Annotated in this window: 21 protein-coding genes and 1 pseudogene; 13 read left to right on the top strand and 9 right to left on the bottom strand. The window is 61.3% G+C overall.

Features of this window, described 5'->3' with window-relative positions:
• The 3 genes from NA645_RS07940 to NA645_RS07930 all read right to left on the bottom strand — a co-directional run.
• Nucleotides 1-267, bottom strand: a 267-nt coding sequence (locus NA645_RS07940) for an OprD family outer membrane porin (RefSeq protein WP_256048323.1), incomplete at its 3' end; no start/stop codon positions are given.
• 100 nt (nucleotides 268-367) lie between these two features.
• Entirely contained in the window at nucleotides 368-961 is a 594-nt protein-coding gene (locus tag NA645_RS07935; protein WP_256048322.1) for a peroxidase-related enzyme, read from the bottom strand.
• 53 nt (nucleotides 962-1,014) lie between these two features.
• The gene (locus tag NA645_RS07930) at nucleotides 1,015-2,691 is read right to left on the bottom strand and encodes an AMP-binding protein (RefSeq protein WP_256048321.1); all 1,677 of its coding nucleotides are present in this window, start codon (nucleotides 2,689-2,691) and stop codon (nucleotides 1,015-1,017) included.
• 235 nt (nucleotides 2,692-2,926) lie between these two features.
• On the opposite strand from NA645_RS07930, the gene NA645_RS07925 reads away from it, so the two are divergent.
• The 13 genes and pseudogenes from NA645_RS07925 (at nucleotide 2,927) to NA645_RS07865 (ending at nucleotide 18,334) form a co-directional block, all read left to right on the top strand.
• Nucleotides 2,927-4,090 carry an isovaleryl-CoA dehydrogenase gene (locus NA645_RS07925; protein WP_256048320.1) on the top strand — a complete coding sequence of 388 codons (1,164 nt, stop codon included), beginning with the start codon at nucleotides 2,927-2,929 and terminating at the stop codon, nucleotides 4,088-4,090.
• 173 nt (nucleotides 4,091-4,263) lie between these two features.
• Complete coding sequence (locus NA645_RS07920) at nucleotides 4,264-5,871, top strand: carboxyl transferase domain-containing protein (RefSeq protein ID WP_256048319.1); 1,608 nt, start codon at nucleotides 4,264-4,266, stop codon at nucleotides 5,869-5,871.
• 80 nt (nucleotides 5,872-5,951) lie between these two features.
• The gene (locus NA645_RS07915; protein ID WP_256048318.1) at nucleotides 5,952-6,755 is read left to right on the top strand and encodes a gamma-carboxygeranoyl-CoA hydratase; all 804 of its coding nucleotides are present in this window, start codon (nucleotides 5,952-5,954) and stop codon (nucleotides 6,753-6,755) included.
• A 120-nt stretch (nucleotides 6,756-6,875) separates the two neighbouring features.
• Nucleotides 6,876-7,076, top strand: a pseudogene (locus NA645_RS07910) (hypothetical protein); the annotation flags it as partial.
• Nucleotides 7,077-7,239: 163 nt separating this feature from the next.
• The gene (locus NA645_RS07905) at nucleotides 7,240-9,210 is read left to right on the top strand and encodes an acetyl/propionyl/methylcrotonyl-CoA carboxylase subunit alpha (RefSeq protein WP_256048317.1); all 1,971 of its coding nucleotides are present in this window, start codon (nucleotides 7,240-7,242) and stop codon (nucleotides 9,208-9,210) included.
• A gap of 131 nt (nucleotides 9,211-9,341) precedes the next feature.
• Nucleotides 9,342-10,244 carry a hydroxymethylglutaryl-CoA lyase gene (locus NA645_RS07900; RefSeq protein ID WP_256048316.1) on the top strand — a complete coding sequence of 301 codons (903 nt, stop codon included), beginning with the start codon at nucleotides 9,342-9,344 and terminating at the stop codon, nucleotides 10,242-10,244.
• A 219-nt stretch (nucleotides 10,245-10,463) separates the two neighbouring features.
• Nucleotides 10,464-11,159: a CoA transferase subunit A gene (locus tag NA645_RS07895; RefSeq protein WP_256048315.1), complete on the top strand. Its 696-nt coding sequence runs from the start codon at nucleotides 10,464-10,466 to the stop codon at nucleotides 11,157-11,159.
• Nucleotides 11,160-11,161: 2 nt separating this feature from the next.
• Nucleotides 11,162-11,788: a CoA transferase subunit B gene (locus tag NA645_RS07890; RefSeq protein WP_256048314.1), complete on the top strand. Its 627-nt coding sequence runs from the start codon at nucleotides 11,162-11,164 to the stop codon at nucleotides 11,786-11,788.
• A gap of 121 nt (nucleotides 11,789-11,909) precedes the next feature.
• Nucleotides 11,910-12,305, top strand: a complete 396-nt coding sequence (locus tag NA645_RS07885; RefSeq protein WP_256048313.1) for a MerR family transcriptional regulator — start codon at nucleotides 11,910-11,912, stop codon at nucleotides 12,303-12,305.
• 1,054 nt (nucleotides 12,306-13,359) lie between these two features.
• Entirely contained in the window at nucleotides 13,360-14,445 is a 1,086-nt protein-coding gene (locus NA645_RS07880) for a TRAP transporter substrate-binding protein (RefSeq protein ID WP_256048312.1), read from the top strand.
• A gap of 108 nt (nucleotides 14,446-14,553) precedes the next feature.
• The gene (locus NA645_RS07875; RefSeq protein ID WP_256048311.1) at nucleotides 14,554-15,168 is read left to right on the top strand and encodes a TRAP transporter small permease subunit; all 615 of its coding nucleotides are present in this window, start codon (nucleotides 14,554-14,556) and stop codon (nucleotides 15,166-15,168) included.
• Nucleotides 15,169-15,184: 16 nt separating this feature from the next.
• Nucleotides 15,185-16,552 (top strand): TRAP transporter large permease, encoded by a 1,368-nt coding sequence (locus NA645_RS07870; RefSeq protein WP_256048310.1) that lies wholly within the window; start codon nucleotides 15,185-15,187, stop codon nucleotides 16,550-16,552.
• A gap of 294 nt (nucleotides 16,553-16,846) precedes the next feature.
• The gene (locus tag NA645_RS07865; RefSeq protein WP_256048309.1) at nucleotides 16,847-18,334 is read left to right on the top strand and encodes a sigma-54 interaction domain-containing protein; all 1,488 of its coding nucleotides are present in this window, start codon (nucleotides 16,847-16,849) and stop codon (nucleotides 18,332-18,334) included.
• Nucleotides 18,335-19,093: 759 nt separating this feature from the next.
• Here the strand turns inward: NA645_RS07865 and NA645_RS07860 are convergent.
• From NA645_RS07860 to NA645_RS07835, 6 genes are all read right to left on the bottom strand, one after another.
• A complete protein-coding gene (locus tag NA645_RS07860; RefSeq protein WP_256048308.1) occupies nucleotides 19,094-19,309 on the bottom strand; it encodes a hypothetical protein in 216 nt (71 codons plus the stop codon).
• A gap of 19 nt (nucleotides 19,310-19,328) precedes the next feature.
• A complete protein-coding gene (locus NA645_RS07855) occupies nucleotides 19,329-20,729 on the bottom strand; it encodes a methyl-accepting chemotaxis protein (protein ID WP_256048307.1) in 1,401 nt (466 codons plus the stop codon).
• A gap of 140 nt (nucleotides 20,730-20,869) precedes the next feature.
• Nucleotides 20,870-21,640: a 3-hydroxybutyrate dehydrogenase gene (locus NA645_RS07850; RefSeq protein ID WP_256048306.1), complete on the bottom strand. Its 771-nt coding sequence runs from the start codon at nucleotides 21,638-21,640 to the stop codon at nucleotides 20,870-20,872.
• Nucleotides 21,641-22,213: 573 nt separating this feature from the next.
• Nucleotides 22,214-23,878, bottom strand: coding sequence for a phosphoglucomutase (alpha-D-glucose-1,6-bisphosphate-dependent) (gene pgm, locus NA645_RS07845; protein ID WP_256048305.1), 1,665 nt, complete (start codon nucleotides 23,876-23,878; stop codon nucleotides 22,214-22,216).
• Nucleotides 23,879-24,083: 205 nt separating this feature from the next.
• Entirely contained in the window at nucleotides 24,084-24,677 is a 594-nt protein-coding gene (locus NA645_RS07840; RefSeq protein ID WP_256048304.1) for a LysE family translocator, read from the bottom strand.
• Nucleotides 24,678-24,772: 95 nt separating this feature from the next.
• A complete protein-coding gene (locus NA645_RS07835) occupies nucleotides 24,773-25,612 on the bottom strand; it encodes an AraC family transcriptional regulator (protein WP_256048303.1) in 840 nt (279 codons plus the stop codon).
• Between the last annotated feature and the right edge of the window lie 10 nt (nucleotides 25,613-25,622).

The following is a 25,622-nucleotide window of genomic DNA, read 5'->3' as shown; positions in this document are numbered from 1 at the left end:
GAGCAGGCCGAGGGCATCGACACCAAAGCCGATTGGGCCTTCCGTATAGCCGGACTCGAATTTCAGAATGAAGCCCTGGGCCCACTCCTCGGCCTTGGCCTGGGTGGCCTCGCTGCCGCGGAAATCGCGGTTCATGTAGAAATTGCGCAGCTCGACGGCCGCCTTGCTGTCGTCGAAAAACGCGGCTGATGCCGTCGTCGATACGCCCAACGCGGTGGCCGCCAGGCTACTGAAGACGAAGAAACGGCTTAGGGGTTTCAGTTGCATAGTCATCACTCTTGTTATTGTCTTGGTTGATGCAGCTGTTACGACCGGCCTCGCTCCAGCCGGTCGGCTTTACCGCGTTGCGGTAAATCGATGCTGCCGCTCAGCCCGCGGCAGCTCTGGGCACCCGGCCCAGTAAATAGAATTCATCGTTGGGCGGCGTACGCGCCATCGACACCAAGCGGTTGGATAGACCGAACAGCGCGGCAATCGCACCGATGTCCCAAATGTCATCCAGAGTGAAGCCCAGTTCTTCCAGACGCGCCTGCCAAATGTCATCCAACACGCCGCGATGCACAGCCAGATGCAACGCGTAATCAAGCATCACCCGCTGGCGCTCGCTGATTGGCGCAGTACGATAGTTGACCGCAACCTGATCGGCGATCAGCGCGTCCTTGGCCAGGATGCGCAAGATCGCGCCATGGGCCACCACGCAATACAGGCAGCCGTGATCGGCGCTCACAGCCACCACAATCATTTCCTTTTCCGCCTTGGTCAGGGTGTCGGACTCCCTTTCCATCAAAGCATCGTGATAGCTGAAGAACGCGCGAAATTCATCGGGTCGATGAGCCAACATCACGAAGACGTTGGGTACGAAGCCTGCTTTTTCCTGCACCGCCAGAATGCGCTCACGCACATCGGTAGGCAGCGCATCCAGGTTATCGACCACTGGGAAGCGACTGATTTCTTGTGGCATCGGCTAACTCCGTATCCGGGACATGCAGCCGGCTGGACCGGCCAGCGTTGTTGTTATTCGGTGAGCCCGAGTTCGGCCACGCTCACTTCACGCATGCGGAATTTCTGCACCTTGCCGCTGATGGTCATCGGGAATTCATCGACGAATTTGAAGTGTCGCGGCGTCTTGAAATGCGCGATCTTGCCTTTGCAGAAATCACGCAGTGCGTCGGAACTGGCTTCGTGCCCCGGGTGCAGCTTGACCCAGGCTACGATCTCTTCGCCGTAGGTTTTGTCCGGCACGCCGATCACCTGAACGTCCGCGACGGCGGGGTGGGTGAAGAGGAATTCTTCGATCTCGCGCGGGTACACGTTCTCACCGCCACGAATGATCATGTCTTTATTACGCCCGACGATTTTTAGATAGCCCTCATCGTCCATGATCGCCAAGTCCCCGGTATGCATCCAGCGCGCGCCATCAATGGCGCCAGCCGTCGCTTCCGGGTTGTTCCAGTAGCCCAGCATCACACTGTAGCCTCGAGTACAAAGCTCGCCGATCTGCCCGCGCGGGACGATGCGGTTGTGCTCATCGACAATCTTGCTTTCCAGGTGCGGCTGGGTGCGTCCGACGCTGGTAACACGACGCTCCAGGTCGTCGTCGGCCGCGGTCTGGGTCGATACCGGACTGGTCTCGGTCATGCCGTAGGCGATCTGCATTTCATTCAGGTGCATGTCGTCGATGACGCGCTTCATCACCTCGATCGGGCAGGTTGAGCCGGCCATGATCCCGGTGCGCAGATGGCTCAGGTCCAGCGACTGACGCTCCGGATGATCGAGCATGGCAATGAACATGGTCGGCACGCCGTACATGCCCGTGGCTTTCTCTTCCGCTGCGGCCTGCAGGGCGGCGAGCGGCTCGAAGGCGGCACTCGGATAGATCATCGTGGTGCCATGGGTCACGCAGCCGAGGTTGCCCATGACCATGCCGAAGCAGTGATACAGCGGCACCGGAATCACCAGCCGGTCGTGCTCGGTGAGCTTCAGGCTTTCACCGACCATGTAACCGTTGTTGAGAATGTTGTAGTGGCTGAGGGTGGCGCCTTTGGGGAACCCTGTGGTGCCTGAGGTGTACTGAATATTGATCGGGTCGTCGAACTGCAGCTGCTCGCCGCATTGACGCAGTTGCTCGGGGCCGACACTTTCGGCCATATCCATCAGGCCTTTCCACAGCAGCATGCCGTCCACAGGCGTGTCGCACAGACTGATCACGCCGCGCAGCTCCGGCAGCATGTGGCTTTGCAAGGCACCCACGGCGGAGCGTTCCAGCTCCGGCAACAGCTCATGGAGCATCGCATGGTAGTCGGAGGTCTTGAAGGCATCGGCGCAGATCAGCCAGCGACAACCGGATTGCTTGAGCGCGTATTCGAGTTCGTTGAGGCGGTAGGCCGGGTTGATGTTCACCAGCACCACGCCCGCTTTGGCCGTTGCGAATTGGGTGATGCACCACTGCGCGTTGTTCGGCGACCAGATCCCCAGCCGGTCCCCGGGCTGAAGGCCGAGCGCCAGCAAACCACGAGCGCAGCGATCTACTTCTTCGGCCAGCTGCGCCCAGGTGTAACGCACGTTCTGATGACGCACGACCAAGGCCTCACGGTCGGAGAACCGCTCGACTGTCTGGTCGAAGGCCGCTCCGATGGTCATCGCCAGCAGGGGTTTGGTCTGCGGTCCGCAGGTGTAGCTCGGAAGACTCATGTCGAAACTCCTCAGTCTTGTGTTTGTTATGAGGCCTTGCGTTCCCGGAACGCTGGAGTGTTGACAGTCATTCCGGGCTTGATTACGTTAACGTAAAGGTAACAGCGTGACAACCCACCGCACCCACACCGAAAAAAGCAATGTGAGCGCGGCAAATCAAAGCACCGGACGCCAGGTAAACAGCCTTTACGGCGTGCGGCACCCAGAACCAGAACAACTATAAGCAGGTGGCTACATGAACTATTCCGGCCTCAACTTTGCCCTTGGTGAAACCGTCGACATGCTGCGCGATCAGGTGCGCGGCTTCGTTGCCGACGAGGTGGCACCGCGCGCCGAAGCCATCGACCGCGACAACCTCTTCCCCAACGACATGTGGCGCAAGTTCGGCGACATGGGCCTGCTCGGTATCACCATAGACGAGGAATACGGCGGCGCCGGGATGGGTTATCTGGCGCATGTCATCGCGCTCGAAGAAATCAGCCGCGGCTCGGCCTCGGTCGGCCTGTCCTACGGCGCGCACTCCAACCTCTGCGTCAATCAGATCAACCGCAACGGCACACCGGCGCAAAAAGCCAAGTACCTGCCCAAGCTGGTGTCTGGCGAACACATAGGCGCGTTGGCAATGAGCGAGCCGAACGCCGGCTCCGACGTGGTTTCGATGAAGCTGCGCGCCGACCGCAAGGGTGACAGCTTCGTGCTCAACGGCAGCAAGACCTGGATCACCAACGGCCCGGACGCCAACACCTACGTGATCTACGCCAAGACCGACCTGGACAAGGGCCCGCACGGCATCACCGCCTTCATCGTCGAGCGCGATTGGAAGGGTTTCTCGCGCGGTAACAAATTCGACAAGCTCGGCATGCGCGGCTCCAACACCTGCGAGCTGTTCTTCGATGACGTCGAAGTGCCGGAAGAGAACGTGCTGGGCGTGGAGAATGGTGGCGTCAAGGTGCTGATGAGCGGCCTGGACTATGAACGCGTGGTCCTCGCCGGTGGCCCTGTCGGAATCATGCAGGCGTGCCTGGACGTGGTGGTGCCTTACATCCACGACCGCAAGCAGTTCGGCCAGAGCATCGGTGAATTTCAGTTCATCCAGGGCAAGGTGGCCGACATGTACACCCAGCTCAACGCCAGCCGCGCCTATCTCTACACCGTGGCGCAGGCCTGCGACCGCGGCGAGACCACCCGCAAGGATGCCGCCGGCGTCATCCTCTACACCGCCGAAGCGGCGACTCAAATGGCCCTGCAGGCGATCCAGATTTTGGGCGGCAACGGCTACATCAATGAATTCCCCACCGGCCGTTTGCTGCGCGACGCCAAGCTCTACGAGATCGGCGCTGGTACCAGCGAGATCCGCCGCATGCTGATTGGGCGCGAGTTGTTTAACGAAACGAAATAAGAACAAAGGCGCTGGAGGCTGGACGATTGGTCCGTAGGGTGGGCTTCAGCCCACCGTCCACGGAGTACAGAGTGGTGGGCTGAAGCGGAACGCCGCCCCAACCCACCCTACGATGAAAACCATCTCGTTCCTCGTCCAGCCTCCAGCCTATAGCGCTTTTTTCGAGGTTTTTTATGGCCATCCTCAGTACCCAGATCAACACCCGCTCACCGGAATTCGCGGCCAACACCGCCGCCATGCTTGAGCAGGTTCAAGGTTTGCGCACCCTGCTCGGCCACGTCAGCGAAGGCGGCGGCGAAAAGGCTCAGCAACGCCATGTCGCGCGCGGCAAACTGCTAGTGCGAGACCGCATCAACGCCCTCCTCGATCCCGGTTCGGCCTTTCTCGAAGTCGCGCCGCTAGCCGCTTACGAGGTGTACGGTGAAGACGTCGCCGCTGCGGGCGTGGTCGCCGGCATTGGCCGGGTCGAAGGCGTCGAATGCATGATCATCGCCAACGACGCGACGGTAAAAGGCGGCAGCTACTATCCGCTGACCGTGAAAAAACACCTGCGCGCCCAGACCATCGCCCAGCAGAATCGTTTGCCGTGTATCTATCTGGTGGATTCCGGCGGCGCCAACCTGCCGCGCCAGGACGAGGTGTTTCCCGACCGCGAGCATTTCGGCCGCATCTTCTTCAACCAAGCCAATATGAGCGCCATGGGCATACCGCAGCTCGCAGTGGTCATGGGGTCCTGCACTGCGGGCGGTGCTTATGTACCGGCGATGGCCGACGAGACCATCATGGTGCGCAACCAGGCGACGATTTTTCTCGCTGGCCCACCCTTGGTCAAAGCCGCGACTGGCGAAGTGGTGACCGCCGAGGACCTCGGTGGCGCCGACGTGCATTGCAAGATATCCGGCGTGGCCGACCATTACGCCGAAAGCGACGAGCACGCGCTGGCCATCGCCCGCCGCTGCGTGGCCAACCTTAACTGGCGCAAGCTCGGCACGGTGCAGCCCCGTCAGCCCAGAGCACCGCTGTATGCCGCGAACGAGCTCTACGGTGTGATTCCAGCTCAAGCCAAGCAGCCCTACGACGTGCGCGAGGTGATCGCGCGGCTTGTCGACGGCAGCGAATTCGATGAGTTCAAAGCACTGTTCGGTACTACGCTGGTCTGCGGCTTCGCCACGTTGCACGGTTATCCCATCGCGATCCTGGCGAACAACGGCATCCTCTTCGCTGAGGCCGCACAGAAAGGCGCGCACTTCATCGAACTGGCCTGTCAGCGCGGTATCCCGCTGCTGTTCCTGCAGAACATCACCGGCTTCATGGTTGGACAGAAATACGAAACCGGCGGCATCGCCAAGCACGGCGCCAAGCTGGTCACCGCGGTGGCCTGCGCCCAGGTGCCGAAGTTCACCGTGGTCATCGGCGGTAGCTTTGGCGCCGGCAACTACGGCATGTGCGGACGTGCCTACGATCCGCGCTTCCTGTGGATGTGGCCTAACGCGCGCATCGGTGTGATGGGCGGCGAGCAGGCTGCGGGCGTGCTGGTACAGGTCAAGCGCGAGCAGGCCGAGCGCAGCGGGCAATCGTTCTCTGACGAGGATGAAGCACAGCTCAAGCAGCCGATCCTTGAACAGTACGAGCGCCAGGGTCACCCCTACTATTCCAGTGCGCGGTTGTGGGACGACGGCGTCATCGATCCGGCGCAGACCCGCGACCTGCTGGGCCTGGCGATTTCGGCCAGTCTCAACGCACCGATCGAGCCGACCCGCTTTGGCGTATTCCGCATGTAAAGAAAAGCCGATAACGACGCTGGTGGCGTGACGTCCCGCCTCCAGCAACGGGCCGTAGACCTTCGCTGCAGGAACCTGATATGAACACGTCCTCCTTTCAAACTATTGAACTCGAATACAGCAACAAGGGCTTCGCCACCCTCTGGCTCGACCGCCCGGAAAAGAACAACGCCTTCAATGCTGAAATGATCCGCGAACTGGTGCTGGCCATCGATCAGGTGCAGGCGAACAAAGACCTGCGCTTCCTGCTGTTGCGTGGTCGCGGCAAGCATTTCTCGGCGGGCGCCGATCTCGCCTGGATGCAGCAGTCAGCCAAGCTGGATTTCGAGGCCAACCTCACCGACGCCCGCGAACTGGCCGAGCTGATGTACAGCCTTTACCACCTGAAACTGCCAACCCTGGCGGTAGTGCAAGGTGCGGCATTCGGCGGCGCTGTCGGTTTGATCGCCTGTTGCGACATGGCCATCGGTGCTCACGACGCGCAGCTGTCGCTTTCGGAGGTGCGCATCGGCCTAGCACCGGCGGTAATCAGCCCCTTCGTGGTCAAGGCCATCGGTGAACGCGCCACGCGCCGTTACGCCATGACCGGCGAGCGCTTCAGCGGCGAGCGCGCATGCGAGCTCGGTTTGTTGTCCGAAACCTATGCAACGGCGGAACTGGATGATGGTCTTGATAGCTGGATCGACAATCTGCTGCTCAATAGTCCACAGGCCATGCGCGCCAGCAAGGACCTGATGCGTGAGGCCAGCAGCGCTTCGTTGAGTCCGGCGCTGCGTCGTTATACCGAAAACGCCATTGCGCGCATCCGCGTCAGCCCCGAAGGACAGGAAGGGCTGAATGCCTTTCTGGAAAAGCGCAAACCGGCCTGGTTAGGGGACGCTTGATGTCCGGGTTCGTCTGGAAGTCTGCCCCCTCTCCCCAGCCCTCTCCCCAAGGGGGCGAGGGGGTTGTTTCGTGCAGCGATTGGGCCGTGACGTCAGCTCGCAGCGACGGCAACGATGGCAGCGCTGCGCCGTTACACCGAAAACGCTATCGCGCGTATCCGCGTCAGTCTCGAAGGCCAGGAGGGGTTGAATGCCTTTCTCGAAAAGCGCAGACCGGCCTGGTTGGGGGACGCTTGTTGTCCGGGTTCGTCTGGAAGTCTGCCCCCTCTCCCCAAAGGGGCGAGGGGGTTGTTTCATGCAGCGTTTGCACCACGGTGCTAGCTCGCAGCTACGGCAACCATGCTCGCCTTACCACGTCAATCAGGCGACCCACCGTCTGCCAAACCACACCATTCCCTCGCCTCACCCCGTCATCCCCTCGCCCCTCTGGGGAGAGGGCTAGGGTGAGGGGAAACATACTCAAGGCCACGCAGGAGCCACAAAAATGATAACCACCCTCCTGGTCGCCAACCGCGGCGAGATAGCCTGCCGCGTGATGCGCACCGCCAAAGCCATGGGCCTGACCACCGTCGCCGTGCACAGCGCCATCGACCGTGACGCACGCCATGCCCGTGAAGCGGACATCCGCGTTGACCTCGGCGGCGCCAAGCCAGCGGAAAGCTACCTTCAGATCGACAAACTGATCGCCGCGGCAAAAGCCAGCGGCGCCCAGGCGATTCATCCTGGCTACGGCTTCCTCTCCGAAAACGCCGATTTCGCCCGTGCTATCGAAGACGCCGGGCTGATCTTCCTCGGCCCGCCCGCCTCGGCCATCGACGCCATGGGCAGCAAGTCGGCCGCCAAGGCATTGATGGAAAAAGCTGGCGTGCCGCTGGTGCCCGGCTATCACGGCGAAGCGCAGGACGTGGAAACCTTTCGCACGGCGGCAGACCAGATCGGCTATCCGGTCCTGCTCAAGGCCACTGCGGGCGGCGGCGGCAAGGGCATGAAGGTCGTCGAGCGTGAAGCGGATCTCGCCGAAGCGCTGCAATCGGCCCAGCGCGAGGCGCAGTCCTCGTTCGGCGACTCGCGCATGCTGGTCGAGAAGTACGTGCTCAAGCCGCGCCACGTGGAAATCCAGGTATTCGCCGACCAGCACGGCAACTGCCTGTACCTCAACGAGCGCGACTGTTCGATCCAGCGCCGCCATCAGAAGGTGGTCGAGGAAGCGCCCGCACCGGGGCTCTCACCCGAACTGCGCCGAGCGATGGGCGAAGCGGCGGTAAAGGCCGCACAGGCTATTGGTTATGTCGGCGCCGGCACGGTGGAGTTTTTGCTCGATGCCCGTGGCGAGTTCTTCTTCATGGAAATGAACACACGCCTGCAGGTCGAGCATCCTGTCACCGAAGCCATCACCGGCCTCGATCTGGTGGCCTGGCAAATCCGCGTTGCGCGCGGCGAACCGCTGCCGATCACCCAGGATCAGGTGCCGCTCAATGGCCACGCCATCGAGGTGCGGCTGTATGCCGAAGATCCGGATAACGACTTCCTGCCCGCCACTGGCATCCTCGATTTGTATCGTGAGTCCGCCTCAGGTCCGGGCCGCCGTGTGGACAGCGGTGTAGCCGAGGGCGATACGGTCTCGCCTTTCTACGACCCGATGCTTGGCAAGCTGATCGCCTGGGGTGAGAACCGCGAGGAAGCGCGCCTGCGTTTGCTGGCCATGCTGGATGAGACCAGCGTGGGCGGCGTGCGTACCAACCTCGCCTTCCTGCGTCGCGTCATTGGTCATCCCGCATTCGCAGCGGCAGAGCTGGACACCGGTTTCATTCCGCGCCATGAAGCCGAGCTGATGCGCACGCCCGGCGAGCTGAGTGACGCGTTCTGGCAGCTGGCGGGCGAGCTGTTCGTGCAGAGCGAACCGGCCAAGGTCCGTGAAGACGACCTGCACTCGCCTTGGGCAAAGCGTGATGGACTGCGTTTCGGCATGCCGGCACGGATTGGCGTGCATCTGCAATGCAATGGCGAAAGCCGCTTGGTACACATTGATGCTAATGCCCGTAGGAGCGAGCTTGCTCGCGAATCAACCTCCTCGGAAACCGCCTTCGCGAGCAAGCTCGCTCCTACAAAAGCAGAAGCCTCACGCCAGCCGAAAGCTATCCGGAAGGGTCGCACGCTGTACCTCGAATGGAACGGCGAGCTGCAAGCCGTCACCGCCTTCGATCCCATCGCGGAAGTCGAAGCCAGCCATCAACATCACGGCGGCATGACCGCGCCTATGAATGGCAGCATCGTGCGGGTGCTGGTCGAGGCCGGGCAGCATGTCGAAGCCGGTACCACACTGGTCGTGCTGGAGGCGATGAAGATGGAACACAGCATCCGTGCGCAACAGGCCGGTGTGGTCAAAAGCCTGTTCTGCGCGGAAGGTGACATGGTCAACGAAGGCGCGGTATTGCTGGAGATGGAAGACGCCTGACGCCGGTTGGTAAACGGCGTGACGGTCCTTGTAGGGTGGGCTTCAGCCCACCAGGCACGATAGAAAATGTTTTCAGAACTAACCACTAACCCAGGTGACGCTGCAAACATCGCGACACCCATGGAGAACAAATGAGCCTGCCCAAACACGTCCGTCTAGTCGAAGTCGGCCCGCGTGACGGCCTGCAGAATGAGAAGCAGCCGATCAGCATCGCCGACAAGGTGCGGTTGGTGGACGACCTCAGCGCCGCCGGCCTGCAGTACATCGAGATCGGCAGCTTCGTGTCGCCCAAATGGGTGCCGCAGATGGCCGGCTCGGCCGATGTCTTCGCGCAGATCCGGCAAAAACCGGGCGTGACCTACGCCGCCCTGACGCCGAACCTGAAAGGCCTCGAAGCCGCCATCGAAGCCGGTGTAAATGAAGTCGCAGTGTTCGGCGCCGCGTCCGAGGCGTTCTCACAGAAGAACATCAATTGCTCCATCGACGAGAGTCTGGCGCGCTTCGCCCCGCTGATGGAGGCGGCGCGCGAGAACGGCATTCAGGTGCGTGGCTATGTGTCCTGCGTGCTGGGCTGTCCTTATGAAGGTGAAATCGACCCGAAGCGCGTCGCCCACGTGGCACGCGAACTGTTCGCCATGGGCTGCTACGAGGTCTCGCTGGGCGACACCATCGGCACCGGCACGCCGGGCAAAACCCGTCAGCTGATCGAGGCCGTCAGCCGCGAAGTGCCGCATGACAAGCTCGCCGGGCATTTTCACGATACCTACGGCCAGGCGCTGGCTAATATCTATGCCAGTCTGCTGGAAGGCGTCTGCGTATTCGACAGCTCGGTCGCCGGGCTCGGCGGCTGTCCTTATGCGAAGGGCGCCAGTGGCAACGTTGCCAGCGAGGATGTGCTCTACATGCTTAACGGCCTGGGCATCGAGACGGGGATCGATCTGGATGCGCTGGTTGTCGCAGGGCAACGCATCAGCGACGTACTGGGGCGACCCAACGGTTCGCGGGTCGCACGGGCGAGGCTTAGCGCGCAGTAACGGCGGCGTCTGCGAGTGCTGGCTAGCAGGTCATAAAACGTTGGCGAAGTAGCCAAGAAAAGACAGAAATTGCTGAGCGGACCGGGGTTGCGATTGAGTTTTACGAGTTGTAAATGAGCATTTGACCGGGGCTGGCGATTCCAAGCGATTTCTGACCACTGAGTCGTGCGACCGGCCAGGCTACGCAGAACAGCCTGTTAATGGAAAAAAGGGGCTCACATGAACAAGATCTATCCCAACGCCCAGCAGGCCCTCGACGGCCTGGTCGAGGACGGCATGACCCTTGCCGTGGGCGGCTTCGGCCTTTGCGGCATTCCTGAGGCCTTGATCGAAGCGCTGCGTGACACGGGCAAGAAAGACCTCACGGTGATCAGCAATAACGCCGGCGTGGACGGTTTCGGCCTCGGCGTGCTGCTGGAAACGCGCCAGGTGCGCAAGATGATTTCCTCCTATGTGGGCGAGAACAAAGAGTTCGAGCGGCAATACCTGGCGGGCGAATTGGAGCTCGAGTTCACCCCGCAGGGCACGCTGGCCGAGAAGTTGCGCGCTGGCGGCTCCGGCATTCCCGCGTTCTATACCCGGACCGGCTACGGCACGCTGATTGCCGAAGGTAAGGAAACCCGCCAATTCAACGGCGAGTGGTACGTGATGGAAGAATCGCTGGTTGCCGACATCGCGCTGGTTAAGGCTTTCAAAGCCGACAAGGCGGGCAACCTGGTCTTCAACAAAACCGCGCGTAATTTCAACCCGCTCGCGGCCATGGCCGGCAAGGTTTGCGTGGTGGAAGTCGATGAGCTGGTCGAAACCGGCGAACTGGACCCCGACCAGATCCACCTGCCGGGCATCTACGTGCAGCGCATCATCCACAACCCGAACGCCGAAAAGCGCATCGAAAAACGTACGGTGAGGAGCTGATCATGGCCTGGACACGCGAACAGATGGCGCAGCGCGCCGCGCAGGAATTGCAGGATGGCTTCTACGTCAATCTCGGCATCGGCCTGCCGACCCTCGTCGCCAACTACATTCCGGACGGCATGGACGTCTGGCTGCAGAGCGAAAACGGTCTGCTCGGCATCGGCCCCTTCCCAACCGAGGAAGAAATCGATCCCGATCTGATCAACGCCGGCAAGCAGACCGTCACCGCCCTGCCCGGCAGCGCCTTCTTCGATAACGCGATGAGCTTCGGCATGATCCGCGGCGGTCACATCAATCTCGCGATTCTCGGCGCCATGCAGGTCTCGGAGAAAGGCGATCTGGCCAACTGGATGATCCCCGGCAAGATGGTCAAGGGCATGGGCGGTGCCATGGACTTGGTTGCCGGCGTCAAGCGGGTCGTCGTGTTGATGGAGCACACCGCCAAGGGCGCGCACAAAATCATCGAGCAATGCGACTTGCCGCTGACCGGAGTCGGCGTGGTCGATCGCATCATCACCGACCTGGGCGTGCTAGACGTTACCGAGCAGGGCCTGAAGTTGGTGGAGTTGGCCGATGGGATGAGCTTCGAGCAGATGCAGGACGCGACCGGCTGCACGATCCATCGCTGAGCTGAACGCGCAATAGCCAAGCGCCACTGTGCATCGCTGGCGCCCGAGTGTAGCCTTGCCGGCACCTGAAGAACGATACGCCGGCTCACCTTGAGCCGATGACGCAAGATTGGACACCTTAATGGCAAAGCAGACCTACAGCATTTCCGATCTGGCCAATGAGCTGGATATCACCACCCGCGCCATTCGCTTCTACGAAGAACAGGGCATGCTCTCGCCCACTCGCCGTGGCCAGGAGCGTATCTACAGCCCCAAGGATCGCGTTGCCCTGAAGCTGATCCTGCGTGGCAAGCGCATCGGCTTTTCGTTGGCCGAATGCAAGACGCTGATCGAACTCTACGATCCCAAAGCCGGTAACCAGAAACAGCTGAACATCATGCTCGGCATGATCGCTGAACGCCGTCAGCAACTCGAACAACAGCAGCTCGACATTCAGCAGATGCAGCTGGAACTCGATACAGCCGAAGAACGCTGCCTAAGTGCTCTGAAAGCGACCGTCGGTAAAGAGGCGATCTGAACCTCTGCTGCTCGAGTTTCACTTCTGGCGTGAAGACGCGTTCAACGATCCAGCGCGTGTCGCGACTGCCGAGGCAGAGACGGTATTGCGAATCATCAATAGCTTTCGATCGGACATATATCAGGCCGCCGCGAATGGGTCAGGAAATGCGCTTGCACTCGGGATCGGGCAGGCTGAAACGATTTTTCATTAACTCGGTAGCGTTGACCTGCGACCAGAATCAGGTGTTCTCCCCGTTTCGCTGCGCTTTCGACGGAACCCGGCTTTTTCCTTAAGGCGTTTAGACAAAACACCAACGACCCTGCCCGTAGGAGCGAGGGGGCAGCTGGGTTCACTTAGGCTAGAAAAACACCGCAGCCTTACACGGGTGTGCGGTGTTCACTGTTAAGTAAACGGCAATATCGTAGGGCCGAATGAATTCGGCCCTACGGACTTAAGCGATCCAAATAATTCTGCTTACGGATCAAGCCTGAAAACGGAAACAGGCTCTGGCTGGCCATTGAAAACGGTAGACGAGGCAGTACCCAACGACCGACGAGCGCAACAGGCAAGGACTAACCCCGGGGGCGAGAGCAGCGAGCCAAAGCAACAGAAAAAAGCGGACCGGGCCCGCGTACGCGCTCAGGTCTAATCAACCTAACTCGCTTCAGGCCCGCAGTAATCGCAATAGCCGCAAGCGCGGCTTGCTGAGGCGTTTCCAACCCAGTAGTTGCCAACGCAGGCAGCTTCTTTCGACGGCTGATAGACATGCCTCACCTCCGCCAGTCCAGCAAAGCAGACACCTGTCCAGAATCATGGACATTCGATAATTCCCCCGCCTCGGATGTCCAGCCAATTGGACAAAGGTCTACCCCCGCTTTACTCCCAACCGCTCTATAACGGTGCTTCCAGCGTTTCCCGCAAGTCAGGCACAGAACCTGCTAAGTCATTAGGGCAACACGCCAAAACACTGGTGGGACGGACGACTGCAGTCGCCCTTTCACCTCCGGCAACGCAGCACGCTGCCGCGCATGACCTTCTGGTTACCAAAACAAAAAAAACAAGGAAACTGTACATGTCAGCCAAGAAAAAATTGTCCCGTCTCGCCTGTGCCATTGGTGCAACCACTTTTCTCAGCGCCAGCCTGCTCAGCGGCAATGCGATGGCCACTGAGAAAATCCGTTGGCAGGTACCGCTGGCGTTCCCGTCCCATCTCATCGGTCTGACCACGCCGGTCAAACACCTTTCCGAGTCGCTCAAGGCGATTTCGGGTGGTGACATCCAGCTGCGCTATTACGAACCCGGCGAACTGGTGCCGCCATTCGAAATCATGGATGCGGTGAGCAACGGCAAGTATCCAGCCGGCTACACCTGGATCGGTTACGACCAGGGCACCATCCCAGCGCTGCCGCTGTATTCCGGTGCGCCGTTCAACATGGAGCCGCCGGCCTACATTGCCTGGTACTACGAGGGCGACGGTAAGAAACTGCTCGAGGAGATCTATGCCGAGCGCAACATCCACCCGATGCTGTGCAGCATCATCGGCCCGGAAGGTGCTGGCTGGTTCGCCAAGCCCATCGAGAAGCTGGAAGACATCGACGGGCTGCGCATCCGCTTCGCCGGTATCGGCGGCAAGGTGCTCGAAAAACTCGGCGCCTCGGTGACCATGGTGCCGGGCGGTGAGATCTACCAGGCGCTGGAGCGCAAGACCATCGACGCCACCGAGTTCTCGCAGCCGGCGGTGGACAAGATGCTGGGCCTGGACCAGATCATCAAGAACTACATCATGCCGGGCTGGCACCAGACGCTGACCACCTCGCACCTGCTGGTGAACAAGAATGTCTGGGACAAGCTGGAGCCGCAAAGCCGCGCACTGATCGAGATGGGCTGCGAATCCGCCACACTGAAGGGCTTTGCCGAAAGCGAGTGGGCTCAGCCGACCGCCCTGCGTGATTACGAGAAACAAGGTGTGAAGGCTCAGGTGCTGCCTGAAGAAGTACTGCGCGAGCTTGAGCGGGTGACCAACGAAGTGCTCGACGAGATGGCTGCGGAGAACGAAATGTTCAACCGCGTCCTGACCAGCCAACGCGAGTTCATGGAGCACCACTCCATCTGGCACGGCAAGGGCTACCTGCCGCGCGATTACTACAAGTACGATTAACCGCACGAGTCGAGGGGCGCAGCGCCGCTGTGCCCCTTATTTCAAGCGGGCCGTTGCCGTACCTGTGTAGTTGCGTCGCGTGCCCGTGCTGGATTTGCCGAGGTCGTCATGTCCGTTCACCCCGTTTCCCCCAACGACGCGGCACCCGCCTCTGCTAAGGCCGAGCTGCCGCATAACAGACTGTCTTGCTGGTTGGACAGGGCCTTGGTCGCCATCGGCGAGCTCAGCGCCTGGCTCTGGGTGCTCTGCCTGCTGGTGGTGCTGACCAATGTGTTCAGCCGTTTCGTCCTGGCGCGTGGCTCCATTGCGCTGGAAGAGTTGTCCTGGCATTTGTTTGGTGCCGCTGTGTTGCTTTCGCTTGCGTACGCCGTGGTACGCGACGACCACGTGCGGGTCGATGTGTTGAGCGAGAAATTCACCCTGCGCAGCCGGGCCATCATCGAATTGCTGGCCATCGCGTTCCTTGCCTTGCCTATCGTTGTGCTGATGGTCGATGCGCTGATTCCCTTCGCCTACCAGGCGTTCATCTACAGCGAGCGTTCGCAAGCGCCAAGCGGCCTGCCGCATCGCTTTATTTTCAAAAGCACATTGCCGCTGGGCTTGCTGCTCCTGGCGCTGGCGCTGTTCTCCAAAGCCACGCGCTGCAGCACGCTGCTGTTCGAATTCCCACGGGCCATAACGTCCACTTCGAATGACCGCGACCGCGGCCATTCTCAGCCCTGATGGAGTAGCCGTAATCATGGGTCTGGAACAAATCCTCGTCATCGGCATGTTCGCCAGCTTCATGGTGCTCCTGCTGCTTGGTTTCCCCGTCGCCTGGTCACTGGCCGGCATCGGGCTGCTGTTTGCCGTTCTCGGCTATGTCATGGTCGAGCACTTCGATGCCGATCTCTGGTTCACTTGGGAAGGCACCATCGGCGTGCTGGACGCCCGCATCTACGGCATCGTCGCCAACGAACTGATGGTCGCGCTGCCGCTGTTCATCTTCATGGGCATCATGCTCGACCGTTCCGGCATCGCTGAGCGCTTGATGCACAGCCTGGTCCGTGTGCTCGGGCCATTGCGCGGCGGCTACGCCGTGACGGTCGTGCTAGTGGGCATTCTGCTCGCCGCGTCCACCGGCATAGTCGGCGCTTCGGTGGCGCTGCTCGGCATGCTTTCGATCGGCCCCATGCTGCAGGCCAAATACAACAAGAGCCTGGCCGTCGGTACTGCCTGCTCGGTCGGCACGCTGGGCATCCTGATTCCGCCAAGCATCATGCTGGTGCTGATGGCAGATCGTCTCGGCACCTCCGAGGCTTCGGTGGGCAAACTGTTCATGGGTGCGCTGATCCCCGGCATGATGTTGGCCGCGATGTACATCCTCTACATCGTGATCGTTTCTTGGGTGAAAAAAGACTTCGCGCCTGCTCCGGCCAACCGCCCAAAGCTCGACGCGCGCGCGCTGCTCGACGTCTTCCTTGCCGTGGTGCCGCCTTTCGTGCTGATCCTGGCCGTGCTTGGCTCGATCTTCTTCGGCATCGCCACCACCACCGAAGCCTCCGCGGTCGGCGCGTTCGGCGCGGTGCTGATGGCCGCTTGCAGCCGCAGGCTGAATCTCACCGTATTGAAGGATGCGCTCTACCAGACCAGCCGTACCTCGGCCTTCATCTTCGGCATCTTCATCGGCGCCACGGTGTTCGCCGCCGTGCTGCGCGGCCTGGGTGGCGACGATGTGATCCGCGCTGCGCTCACTGGACTACCGTTCGGCCAGACTGGCGTATTGCTCACAGTTCTATTCATCACCTTCCTGCTGGGGTTCTTCCTCGACTGGGTGGAGATCACCTTGATCGTTCTGCCGCTGGTGGCACCGGTCCTGTTCTCGATGGGCGTCGATCCGCTGTGGTTCGCGATTCTTTTCGCGCTGTGCCTGCAGACCTCGTTCCTGACGCCTCCGGTAGGCTTCGCCCTGTTCTACATCAAGGGTGTCTGTCCGCCAGAAGTGACCACCCGCGACGTCTATCTCGGTGTATTGCCGTACATCCTGATCCAGCTGCTCGGCCTGGCTCTGGTGTTCTTCTTCGAGCCGCTGGCGACGTGGTTGCCCAATGAGGTATATGCGCGCTAGCAGGCTGTTGAAAAACTACCTGCGTTGGCAATACGGCGTTTAAAACGGCCTCAGAAGCTCATTTACAACACGTCAACTCGTTCGCGAGTCCGATCCGCTTCCTCGGCCGTTTGACTCGCTGCGCTCGCCCTTCGGGCCAGCCTTCGGCTGTTACTCCCGCTGGTCGTTGCGCCTTGTCTTGCCTGCCTCGCCAACGTTTTTCAACGGCCTGCATGCGCCTTCGCCCCGGCTGCCTTGCCCGAGGCAGCCGGGGCCTTCCATAATCGGTCGGAACCCAAACGGACATCTCTGCCCATGGCGATTGCGCGCAACGACCTTGATCACAATGGTTTGATAATCGGCGTCTCCCCGGAGCGCTTTCGCGCCGTGGCGATGCCGCTGCTGTTCGATCACCTCAACGCCCAGTGCGAAGGCACCATTGCGGTCAACCGCCAGGCGCGCATCGTCTGGATCAATGACAAGTACGCCGCAAAGGTCGGTATCAGCGATCCGCGCAGCGTGCTTGGCAAGGAAATCGAAGAGGTGCTGCCAGCCAGCCGTCTGCGCGAGGTAATGGAAAACGGGCTGCCCAGCATGCTCGACCTGATGGCATTCGGCGATGAGCATTTCGTGGTGACCCGCATTCCGCTACGGGACGAAGATGGCACCCTGGTCGGCGCGCTGGGCTTCGTGCTGTTCGACCGGGCGCAGCACCTCAGACCGCTGATGTCCAAGTTCAACGTTCTGCAGACGCAGCTGGTCGCGACTCAGAACGAGTTGGCCAAGGCCCGCCGCGCGCGTTACACCATTGCTGGCTTCATCGGTACCAGCCCAGCCGCCAGCGAGGTCAAGCGTCAGGCCCGCCGCGCGGCACAGCTTGACGCCACGGTGTTGATCCGCGGCGAGACCGGCACCGGCAAGGAGTTGCTCGCCCAGGGCATCCACAACCTTTCGCCACGGGCCAACGGCCCTTTCGTTGCGGTCAACGTCGCGGCTATCCCGGAGACCCTGGTAGAGGCCGAGCTGTTCGGCACCGCCCCAGGCGCATTCACCGGTGCGGATCGCAAGGCGCGTATCGGCAAATTCGAAGTGGCTAACGGCGGCACGCTGTTCCTCGATGAAATCGGTGATCTGCCCATGCCACTACAGGCGAAACTGCTGCGAGTGCTGCAGGAGCAGGAAATCGAGCCGCTGGGCTCCAACCAGGTCAAACCGCTGAACGTACGGGTGATTGCCGCGACCCACATTGATCTCGAAGCTAAGGTTGCCGCCGGGCAATTCCGAGACGATCTCTACTACCGCCTCAATGTCCTCGCGCTCAAGGTGCCATCGTTGCGCGAACGCGCCAGCGACATTCCCGCGCTGGTCGAACATCTGCTCGATGACATCGCCAATCGATCCGGCCATGCGCCGATGGAGCTCACGCCCGAAGCCGTAGCGCTGCTCTGCGGCCAACCCTGGCGCGGCAATGTCCGCGAGTTGAGCAACCTGCTGGAACGGGCCCAATTGAATGCCGACGGCCTGCCGCTGGAAGCGCGGCATCTGCTGCCGTTGCTTGGCGAGCAGAACAGCAGCGTCACATCTGTGCCGCCGACAGTAATGCCGCTCCCCACCGAACCATCCGCCTTGGAAGAAGCGCCGCTGCAGCTGCTGGCCGAGAGCATTGCCCAGGCCGAGCGCCGCGCGCTGCAACATGCACTGCGCACCTGCAAAGGCAACCGTCGCCGCGCCGCCGTCGAGCTGGGTATTTCGCGCGCGAGCCTGTATTCGAAACTGCAGCTGCATGGGTTGAGCGAGCGCTAACCAGGGCCTGCTCCCGTTTCGCTGCCGTCACAACCGCCTCCTCGCAGGGCCGAACTGTTCGGCCTCCCAAATCAGCGGCCGAATAAATTCGGCCCTACCAGGTCAAGCACATGGCCGGGCCTTAAGTCTCGTAGGGCCGTAATGCTGTTCACTTAATGCAAACACCACGGCTGATGGCCCTGTCTGTAGAAGCGAGCTTGCTCGCGAAGCTCTTGAGTGGCCTGGGTTGAGCAAAGAGCTTCGCGAGCAAGGACTCGGCGTCCCCCTCGCTCCTACTAGGTAGGCGGCGGGTTTCCCTTAGCTCAGAAAAATGCCGCAACCTACACAGGAATGCGGCGTTTCGCCTAAGTGAACGGCATACCGTAGGGCCGAACTGTTCGGCCTCCCAAATCAGCGGCCGAATAAATTCGGCCCTACGGGCTCAGCACATGGCGGGTCAGAAGCCTCGTAGGGCCGTAATGCTGTTCACTTAATGCAAACACCACGGCTGATGGCCCTGTCTGTAGGAGCGAGCTTGCTCGCGAAGCTCTCGAGCGGCCTGGGTCGAGCAAAGAGCTTCGCGAGCAAGGACTCGGCGTCCCCCTCGCTCCTACTAGTAGGCGGCGGGTTTCCCTTAGCCCAGAAAAACGCCGCAACCTACACAGGAATGCGGCGTTTCGCCTAAGTGAACGGCATACCGTAGGGCCGAACTTGTTCGGCCTTTGCAAATCTGCCGAACGAGGTTCTGCCCTACAAGCCGACGCCACCGCCTTTAGCCGATCAGGCATTCAGCCGTTCGATCTGACCACCAAGCTCTTGCGCCAATAGCCGCAGTTCGGTGCTGGCGGCGCGAGTTCGGGTGACCGTCTGCCCAGCGGAGCCGGCGGTGTCGCGGATGCCGTTGACGCTACGATTGATTTCCTCAGCCGTAGCGGTCTGTTCCTCGGCGGCGGTCGCGATCTGCAGGTTCATCTCGTTGATGGTTGAAACCGCCACGGTAATGGCGCTAAGCGATTCACCCGCGCGCCGCCTGATCCATCGTCGACTGTGCCTTTTCCGCATTGCGAGCCATCCGCTCGACGGCGGTGGTTGCACCTGACTGGAGCCGTTCGATGATCTCGTGGATCTCTCGAGTCGAGCGCTGGGTGCGCTGCGCCAGCGAGCGCACCTCGTCGGCCACTACGGCAAAACCGCGACCGTGCTCGCCGGCGCGGGCTGCCTCGATTGCGGCATTGAGCGCAAGCAGGTTGGTCTGTTCCGCGACGCCATTGATCACATCGAGCACGGTGCCGATGTCATGCGAGTCCTTCGCCAGCTTCTCCACGACCGACCGCGCTTGCGACAGATCGCCGGTCAGGTCGGCGATTTCCTGCATGGTCTGCTCGACCATCCGCCGACCTTGCGCGGCCTCTGCTTCTGTCTGTTTGGTCGAATCAGCCGCGAGACTGGCGCTACGCGCAACTTCCTGCACGGTGGCAACCATCTCGTTCATCGCGGCGGCCAGGCTGATGGTTTCGCTTTCCTGGCGCTCGGCATCGCGCTGGGCGCCCGAGGTGATTTGCGACAGGTCCTCGCTGGCAGTCATCAGTTTCAGGTTGGCCTGCCCTACCTGTCCGACCACGCCGCCGGCGGCCTCCATGAGCGTGTTGAAGCTGCGGGCCATCTGAACGAGCTCGTCACGGCCCTGTGTGGGCAGGCGTACGGTAAGGTCGGTGCGGCCCTCGACAGCCTTCTCCAGGGTGGCGACCGTTGCACGCAAGGGGCCTGTAATGCTGCGGATCAACAGCATGCTGAACCCCGCCAACGCAGCGAGGATTAACGCGCCGACGAACAGGGCGGTCGTCACTTCGCGATTCACCGCGGCATCGATATCGGCGGGGTGAATGCCGCTGGATACCATCCAGCTCCAAGGTTTGAAGCCACGTGCCTCGGTCAGCTTGAGCTCGGGCTCCGTTGCGCCCGGACGCGGCCAAAGATATTCGAGACGCATGGAGCCGTTGCTGCGCACACCGTCCACCAGCTGCTGCACGAATGGCTTGCCGGCCTTGTCCTTCAGATCACGCAGATCGCGACCGACCAGTTGCGGGCTGACCGGGTGCATCAGCCAGACAAAATCCATGTTGTTGATCCACAGGTAGTGGTCGCCCAGATAACGGATGGTGCCGATCACTTCCATTGCGCCGGTTTGCGCCTCTGGAAGCGTGATTTCACCAGCGCGCGCTTTGCCCTCGTAATGCTCCATCACCCGTACGGCGGTGGTCAGTGCGGCATCCACGGCAGCCATTTTTTCTTCGGTCAGACTGCGTTGCAGACTGGCCACCATCCACCAGGTGAACAGGACTACGACCACACCGAAACCCAGGGTAAGCATCCAGACCCGCTGAGCGATACGAAACTGACGAAAGAAGCTGTTCATCGAGACGTCAATCCTTATGAAGGCAGCGCGCCAACCATTGGCGAACCGCAACTGCTCACCAGCGCATAGAGCTCAGGCGCCGTTCCTAAGTGCGTTAAACGTGAAGGGTTGCCACAGCACGGTCGATCAGGCCCGCAGCGTCACTGCGCCAGCCAGCCGCCATCGACGTTCCAGGCTGCGCCGCGTACCTGCTTGGCGGCGTCGCTACAGAGAAATAGCGTCAGATCACCCAGCTCCTCGGGCGTCACGAAATCCAGCGAAGGTTGCTTCTCCATCAGCAGCTCCCGCGTCGCGCGGACCGGGTCGCCATGGGTTTGCGTCTTGCTGTCGATCTGCTGCTGTACCAGCGGCGTCAGTACCCAGCCTGGGCAGAGCGCGTTGCAGGTGACTGAGGTGGATGCGGTTTCCAGCGCGACCGTCTTGGTCAGGCCGATCACCCCGTGCTTGGCGGCCACGTAGGCCGATTTCTGCGCCGAAGCCACCAGGCCGTGAACCGAGGAGATGTTGACGATCCGCCCCCAGTTGCGCTCGCGCATGCCCGGCAGCGCCAAACGCATGGTGTGGAATACCGAGGACAGATTGATGGCGATGATGCTGTCCCAACGCTCGACCGGGAAACTTTCGACCGGAGCGACATGCTGAATGCCGGCGTTGTTGACCAGCACATCGAGGGAACCGAAATCACGCTCGGTCTGGTTAACCATCGCCGCGATCTGTTCGGCGTCGGAGACGTCGGCCGAGTGATGCAGCACGCGGGTGCCATAGCCGGATACGCGAGCGATGGCCGCTTCCACATCGCCGAAGCCGTTGAGCATCACGTCGGCGCCCGCCTCCGCCAGTTTGCAGGCGATGCCCAGACCGATCCCGCTGGTCGAACCGGTGACCAGGGCTGCTTTGCCTTTCAGAATCATGGCTGTCTCCGATTGCTGCGTGTAACGATCAGGACAGCGGTGCGCATGGCACCCTGATGACAATCAGAGTAGCGGCTGTTACGAAGCATGCTGGGCGGGATAATGGAAAAGCGGGACGGTCGGGTGCCGGCGGCTGATCCGCTGAGAAGTTCGCGTAGGGCTTTCATGTACGGTTTTCCTTATTGTTCTGATCGCGCCGCCCGCACCGTCGGTCTACATCGACGGTGCGGTACGGAAACAAGCGAGACTGGAAAACCAGAGCGAAAGCCATGCCAGAGCGGCGAGCGGTCGTGCAAAAAGATCGAGGCGCCCGACATAGCGCGCGCTCGAATGAAGGAGTTGGGTGTCCTTACCCGTCAGTTGCTCAACTCAATGTCCAGCATCCTGTACATGCTCATAAAGCGACACATGGCAGCCCGAACCTATGTCCGAGCCGCTGGACAGCCCATCGGGCTCGATACGCGCCGGTAGTCGCGGCGCCATCGCAACCGTCCACGCACTTCGGCGCAAGCAACTCGCCGGCGTCCAGCGAATCCATCGCTTTCACCGAACACCAGCCAGTCACTCCTCACCTCACCCGGCCAGCACGCCGTCCACCAGTGCCTTGGCTTCTTCCTGGATACGCCTCAAATGCGCATCGCCTTCGAAGCTTTCAGCATAGATCTTGTAGACGTCCTCGGTACCGGAGGGCCGAGCGGCGAACCAGCCGTTATCGGTCACGACCTTGAGCCCGCCAATAGCGGCGCCGTTGCCCGGCGCTTCGGTGAGAATCTGCGTGATCGGCTGGCCGGCTAGATCGCCCGCTTTCACCTGCGAGGCCGAGAGTTTGCCCAGTTTGGCCTTCTGCTCGCGATCGGCCGGAGCGTCGATACGCTGGTACACCGGCGCACCGAAACGCTCGGTCAGCGCCTGATAGCGCTCGCCCGGGTCCTTGCCGGTTACAGCAGTGATCTCCGCCGCCAGCAGGCCGAGAATCAGGCCGTCCTTGTCGGTCGACCAAGCGCCGCCGTTCTTGCGCAGGAAGGACGCACCCGCCGACTCTTCGCCGCCAAAGCCCAAGCTGCCATCCATCAAGCCATCGACGAACCACTTGAAGCCCACCGGCACTTCCACGACCTGACGGTCGATGCCCTTGGCGACCCGATCGATCATCGACGACGAGACCAGCGTCTTGCCGATCCCGGCCTGCGCGCTCCATTCGGGGCGGTGGGTAAACAGATACTCGATCGCAACGGCCAGGTAATGGTTGGGGTTCAGCAGCCCAACCGAGCGCGCAACGATGCCATGGCGGTCATGGTCCGTGTCACAGGCAAAGGACACGTCGAAGCGGTCCTTGTTCTCGATCAAACCAGCCATGGCGTGTGGCGAGCTGCAATCCATGCGGATCTTGCCGTCCCAATCCAGGCGCATGAAGCGGAAGGTCGGATCGACGCGCGTCGAGAGCACGTCGAGCGGTAGCCCGTAACGTTCGGCGACGCGCGTCCAGTAATGCACGCCGGCACCGCCGAGCGGGTCGACGCCGAACTTCAGGCCGGAGTTACGGATCGCTTCGAGGTCGATCACCTGATCCAGGCCCCCCACGTAGCTATCGATGAAATCGAAGCGCTGGGTGGTCGGAGCCTTAAGCGCTTGCGAATAATCCATTCGCTGCACACCTTTGAGCCCAGCGACCAGCAGCGCGTTAGCGCGATCCTGAATCCACTTGGTCACGCCGGTATCCGCCGGGCCGCCGTTGGTGGGGTTGTACTTGAAGCCGCCATCGGCTGGCGGGTTATGCGACGGGGTGATGACGATGCCATCGGCCAAGCCACCGCTGCGGCCCGCGTTGTATTCGAGGATGGCGTTGGAGATGGCCGGCGTCGGCGTGTAGCCCGGCTCACCATTGGTTTCGCTGCCGCCGGCGTCGATGCGCGTCTCGACGCCGTTGGCCGCCAGCACTTCAAGCGCGGAAACGAACGCCGGTTCAGACAGCGCATGGGTATCCATGCCAACGAAAATCGGACCGTCGATGCCCTGCTCGCGGCGGTAATCGCAGATCGCCTGGGTCACGGCAAGGATGTGCCACTCGTTGAAGCTGTTCTTCAGCGACGAGCCGCGATGACCGGAGGTGCCGAACGAGACCTGCTGCGCCGGATCCGAGGGATCGGGACGCTCGCTGTAGTAGCGCGAAATCAGGCGCGGGAGGTTGGTCAGGGTGTGTTCTTCAGGCAAGCGTCCTGCGTTGAGGTCGAGACTCATCTGTCGTTCCTTTGGAAGAATGAAAACGTGGCCTCAGGCAAACCGCGGGCCGCACGGGAGCAAACAAGGCATCAATCAATGTTTTATGTACGCGCTAAGACCATCCGCTCAGGGGCTTTGGTTCCCCATGCAGCAGGCGGAATGTTTGGCTAGCTCAGGCGCGCATGATATTGCCGTTTATCACCGCGACGAAGCCCGCTTCCTTTCATGCCAGCAGGCTTGCCCAGGCCGAAGCGAGCAACAACAGCGCCATGCCCTGATTGAAGCGCCGTAACGAACGCGCCGAACGCAGAACCCGTGCCGCGCCCCGGCCGAGCACGGCCCATGCAGCCAGGCAAAGCACCGCGACGAGAAAGAAGATCAAGGCGTAAACAGCGTACTGAGACGAGCCGGCATCCGTTCCGGTAAAAACGCTGATAACCGCGAACGCCATCATCCAGGTCTTGGGGTTGATCAGCTGCAACGCGGCGCCTCCGCAGGCACCCATGCGCTTGCTTTTTAGATCCGTGTCGAGTCCGGTCGCCGGGCTACGGAACAGCTGCCAGGCCAACATGCTGATCCAGGCCACACCGAGCCAGGCCATACCCTGCTGCACCATGGGATAACGCAGCAAAACCCCTCCCAGTCCCCATCCAACCAGCAGCACGATCGCCGCCGCTCCGGCACAGGCGCCCAGGACAATGGACAATGCGGCGCGTAATCCATACAGGCTGCTGTTGCTGAGAACCAGAATGTTGGTCGGCCCAGGCGTAATCGACGCCACGAAAGCAAACAGAACGAATGGCAGGAACTGGCTCATCGCGCCAACTCCCAATGAATTCGGGGCTTTGAAAGAATCGAAAGCATGGGCAGAAACTCCGAATGGGCTTTTCTGCCATGTTCCGCCGGGGCGCGTCAGCGGTCTGGAAGGTTTGAGCAGCGCTTGCGATAGGCCGCCGGGCTCAGGCCATAGGCACGACGGAACCAGCGACCGAGATGGCTTTGGTCGGCGAACCCCAGCTGCACCGCGACGCTCGCCGGAGCCAGTCCCTGACGCAACAGCTTGCGCGCCAGACTGAGGCGCAGCTGCACCAGATAGGCATGCGGCGCCAGGCCGAATGCCGCCTTGAACGCTCTGGACAGCCGGAAGCGATCCACATCGGTGACCTGCGCCAAGTCATCCAGACCGATATCCTGATCCAAGTGAGCATGCAAAAACTCCCGCGCCCTGATCGCCACCGCAGGCAACCGCGGGTTCAGCTCCGTCTTCTGCCGCCAGTGAACGTGGCTAGACAGTTTTTCGAGCAACGCATCCAGCGCCGCATGCCGGACGATTCGCAGGTCCGCGCCGTGCAATGCCTGGAATGCACGAGCGATGTGATTGACCAAATCCGGCTCGCTCGCCAAGGTTTCGACAAAGCTTGGCAAGCAATGCTCGGGCGCCTCTTCGAACAGCGTCCGCAGCTGCATTTCGAGCCATTGCGGCTGCAGGTAGAGCATCGAATAGGTGAAGCCGTCGGGCGCTGGGGCATGGCCGTCATGAATCTCACCGGGCTCCAGCAAGAACGCCTGCCCCGCCGTGCTGCTATGCAACACCTTGCGGCAATGAAACTGCTGCACGCCCTGCTCCGTAAAGCCGACGAGATAGCTGTCATGCCAATGCGGGTCGTAGGCATGACCCTCGAAATGAGCACGAATGGTCTCGATGCCCGTTTCGGCATCCAGCTTCAGATCGACCCAGCTGTTGGCACCCATGGTTGGCTCT

The organism is Stutzerimonas stutzeri (assembly GCF_024448955.1).
Taxonomy (GTDB): domain Bacteria; phylum Pseudomonadota; class Gammaproteobacteria; order Pseudomonadales; family Pseudomonadaceae; genus Stutzerimonas; species Stutzerimonas stutzeri_AQ.
The sequence above is the reverse complement of the archived record's forward strand: the minus strand, read 5'-3'. Positions and strand labels throughout refer to the sequence as shown.

Bases quoted from the DNA above. Each gene is read 5' to 3' on its own strand.
- NA645_RS07935 (WP_256048322.1), bottom strand. From the start codon at position 961: ATGCCACAAGAAATCAGTCGCTTCCCAGTGGTCGATAACCTGGATGCG.
- NA645_RS07930 (WP_256048321.1), bottom strand. From the start codon at position 2,691: ATGAGTCTTCCGAGCTACACCTGCGGACCGCAGACCAAACCCCTGCTG.
- NA645_RS07925 (WP_256048320.1), top strand. From the start codon at position 2,927: ATGAACTATTCCGGCCTCAACTTTGCCCTTGGTGAAACCGTCGACATG.
- NA645_RS07920 (WP_256048319.1), top strand. From the start codon at position 4,264: ATGGCCATCCTCAGTACCCAGATCAACACCCGCTCACCGGAATTCGCG.
- NA645_RS07915 (WP_256048318.1), top strand. From the start codon at position 5,952: ATGAACACGTCCTCCTTTCAAACTATTGAACTCGAATACAGCAACAAG.
- NA645_RS07905 (WP_256048317.1), top strand. From the start codon at position 7,240: ATGATAACCACCCTCCTGGTCGCCAACCGCGGCGAGATAGCCTGCCGC.
- NA645_RS07900 (WP_256048316.1), top strand. From the start codon at position 9,342: ATGAGCCTGCCCAAACACGTCCGTCTAGTCGAAGTCGGCCCGCGTGAC.
- NA645_RS07895 (WP_256048315.1), top strand. From the start codon at position 10,464: ATGAACAAGATCTATCCCAACGCCCAGCAGGCCCTCGACGGCCTGGTC.
- NA645_RS07890 (WP_256048314.1), top strand. From the start codon at position 11,162: ATGGCCTGGACACGCGAACAGATGGCGCAGCGCGCCGCGCAGGAATTG.
- NA645_RS07885 (WP_256048313.1), top strand. From the start codon at position 11,910: ATGGCAAAGCAGACCTACAGCATTTCCGATCTGGCCAATGAGCTGGAT.
- NA645_RS07880 (WP_256048312.1), top strand. From the start codon at position 13,360: ATGTCAGCCAAGAAAAAATTGTCCCGTCTCGCCTGTGCCATTGGTGCA.
- NA645_RS07875 (WP_256048311.1), top strand. From the start codon at position 14,554: ATGTCCGTTCACCCCGTTTCCCCCAACGACGCGGCACCCGCCTCTGCT.
- NA645_RS07870 (WP_256048310.1), top strand. From the start codon at position 15,185: ATGGGTCTGGAACAAATCCTCGTCATCGGCATGTTCGCCAGCTTCATG.
- NA645_RS07865 (WP_256048309.1), top strand. From the start codon at position 16,847: ATGGCGATTGCGCGCAACGACCTTGATCACAATGGTTTGATAATCGGC.
- NA645_RS07855 (WP_256048307.1), bottom strand. From the start codon at position 20,729: ATGAACAGCTTCTTTCGTCAGTTTCGTATCGCTCAGCGGGTCTGGATG.
- NA645_RS07850 (WP_256048306.1), bottom strand. From the start codon at position 21,640: ATGATTCTGAAAGGCAAAGCAGCCCTGGTCACCGGTTCGACCAGCGGG.
- pgm (WP_256048305.1), bottom strand. From the start codon at position 23,878: ATGAGTCTCGACCTCAACGCAGGACGCTTGCCTGAAGAACACACCCTG.
- NA645_RS07840 (WP_256048304.1), bottom strand. From the start codon at position 24,677: ATGAGCCAGTTCCTGCCATTCGTTCTGTTTGCTTTCGTGGCGTCGATT.
- NA645_RS07835 (WP_256048303.1), bottom strand. From the start codon at position 25,612: ATGGGTGCCAACAGCTGGGTCGATCTGAAGCTGGATGCCGAAACGGGC.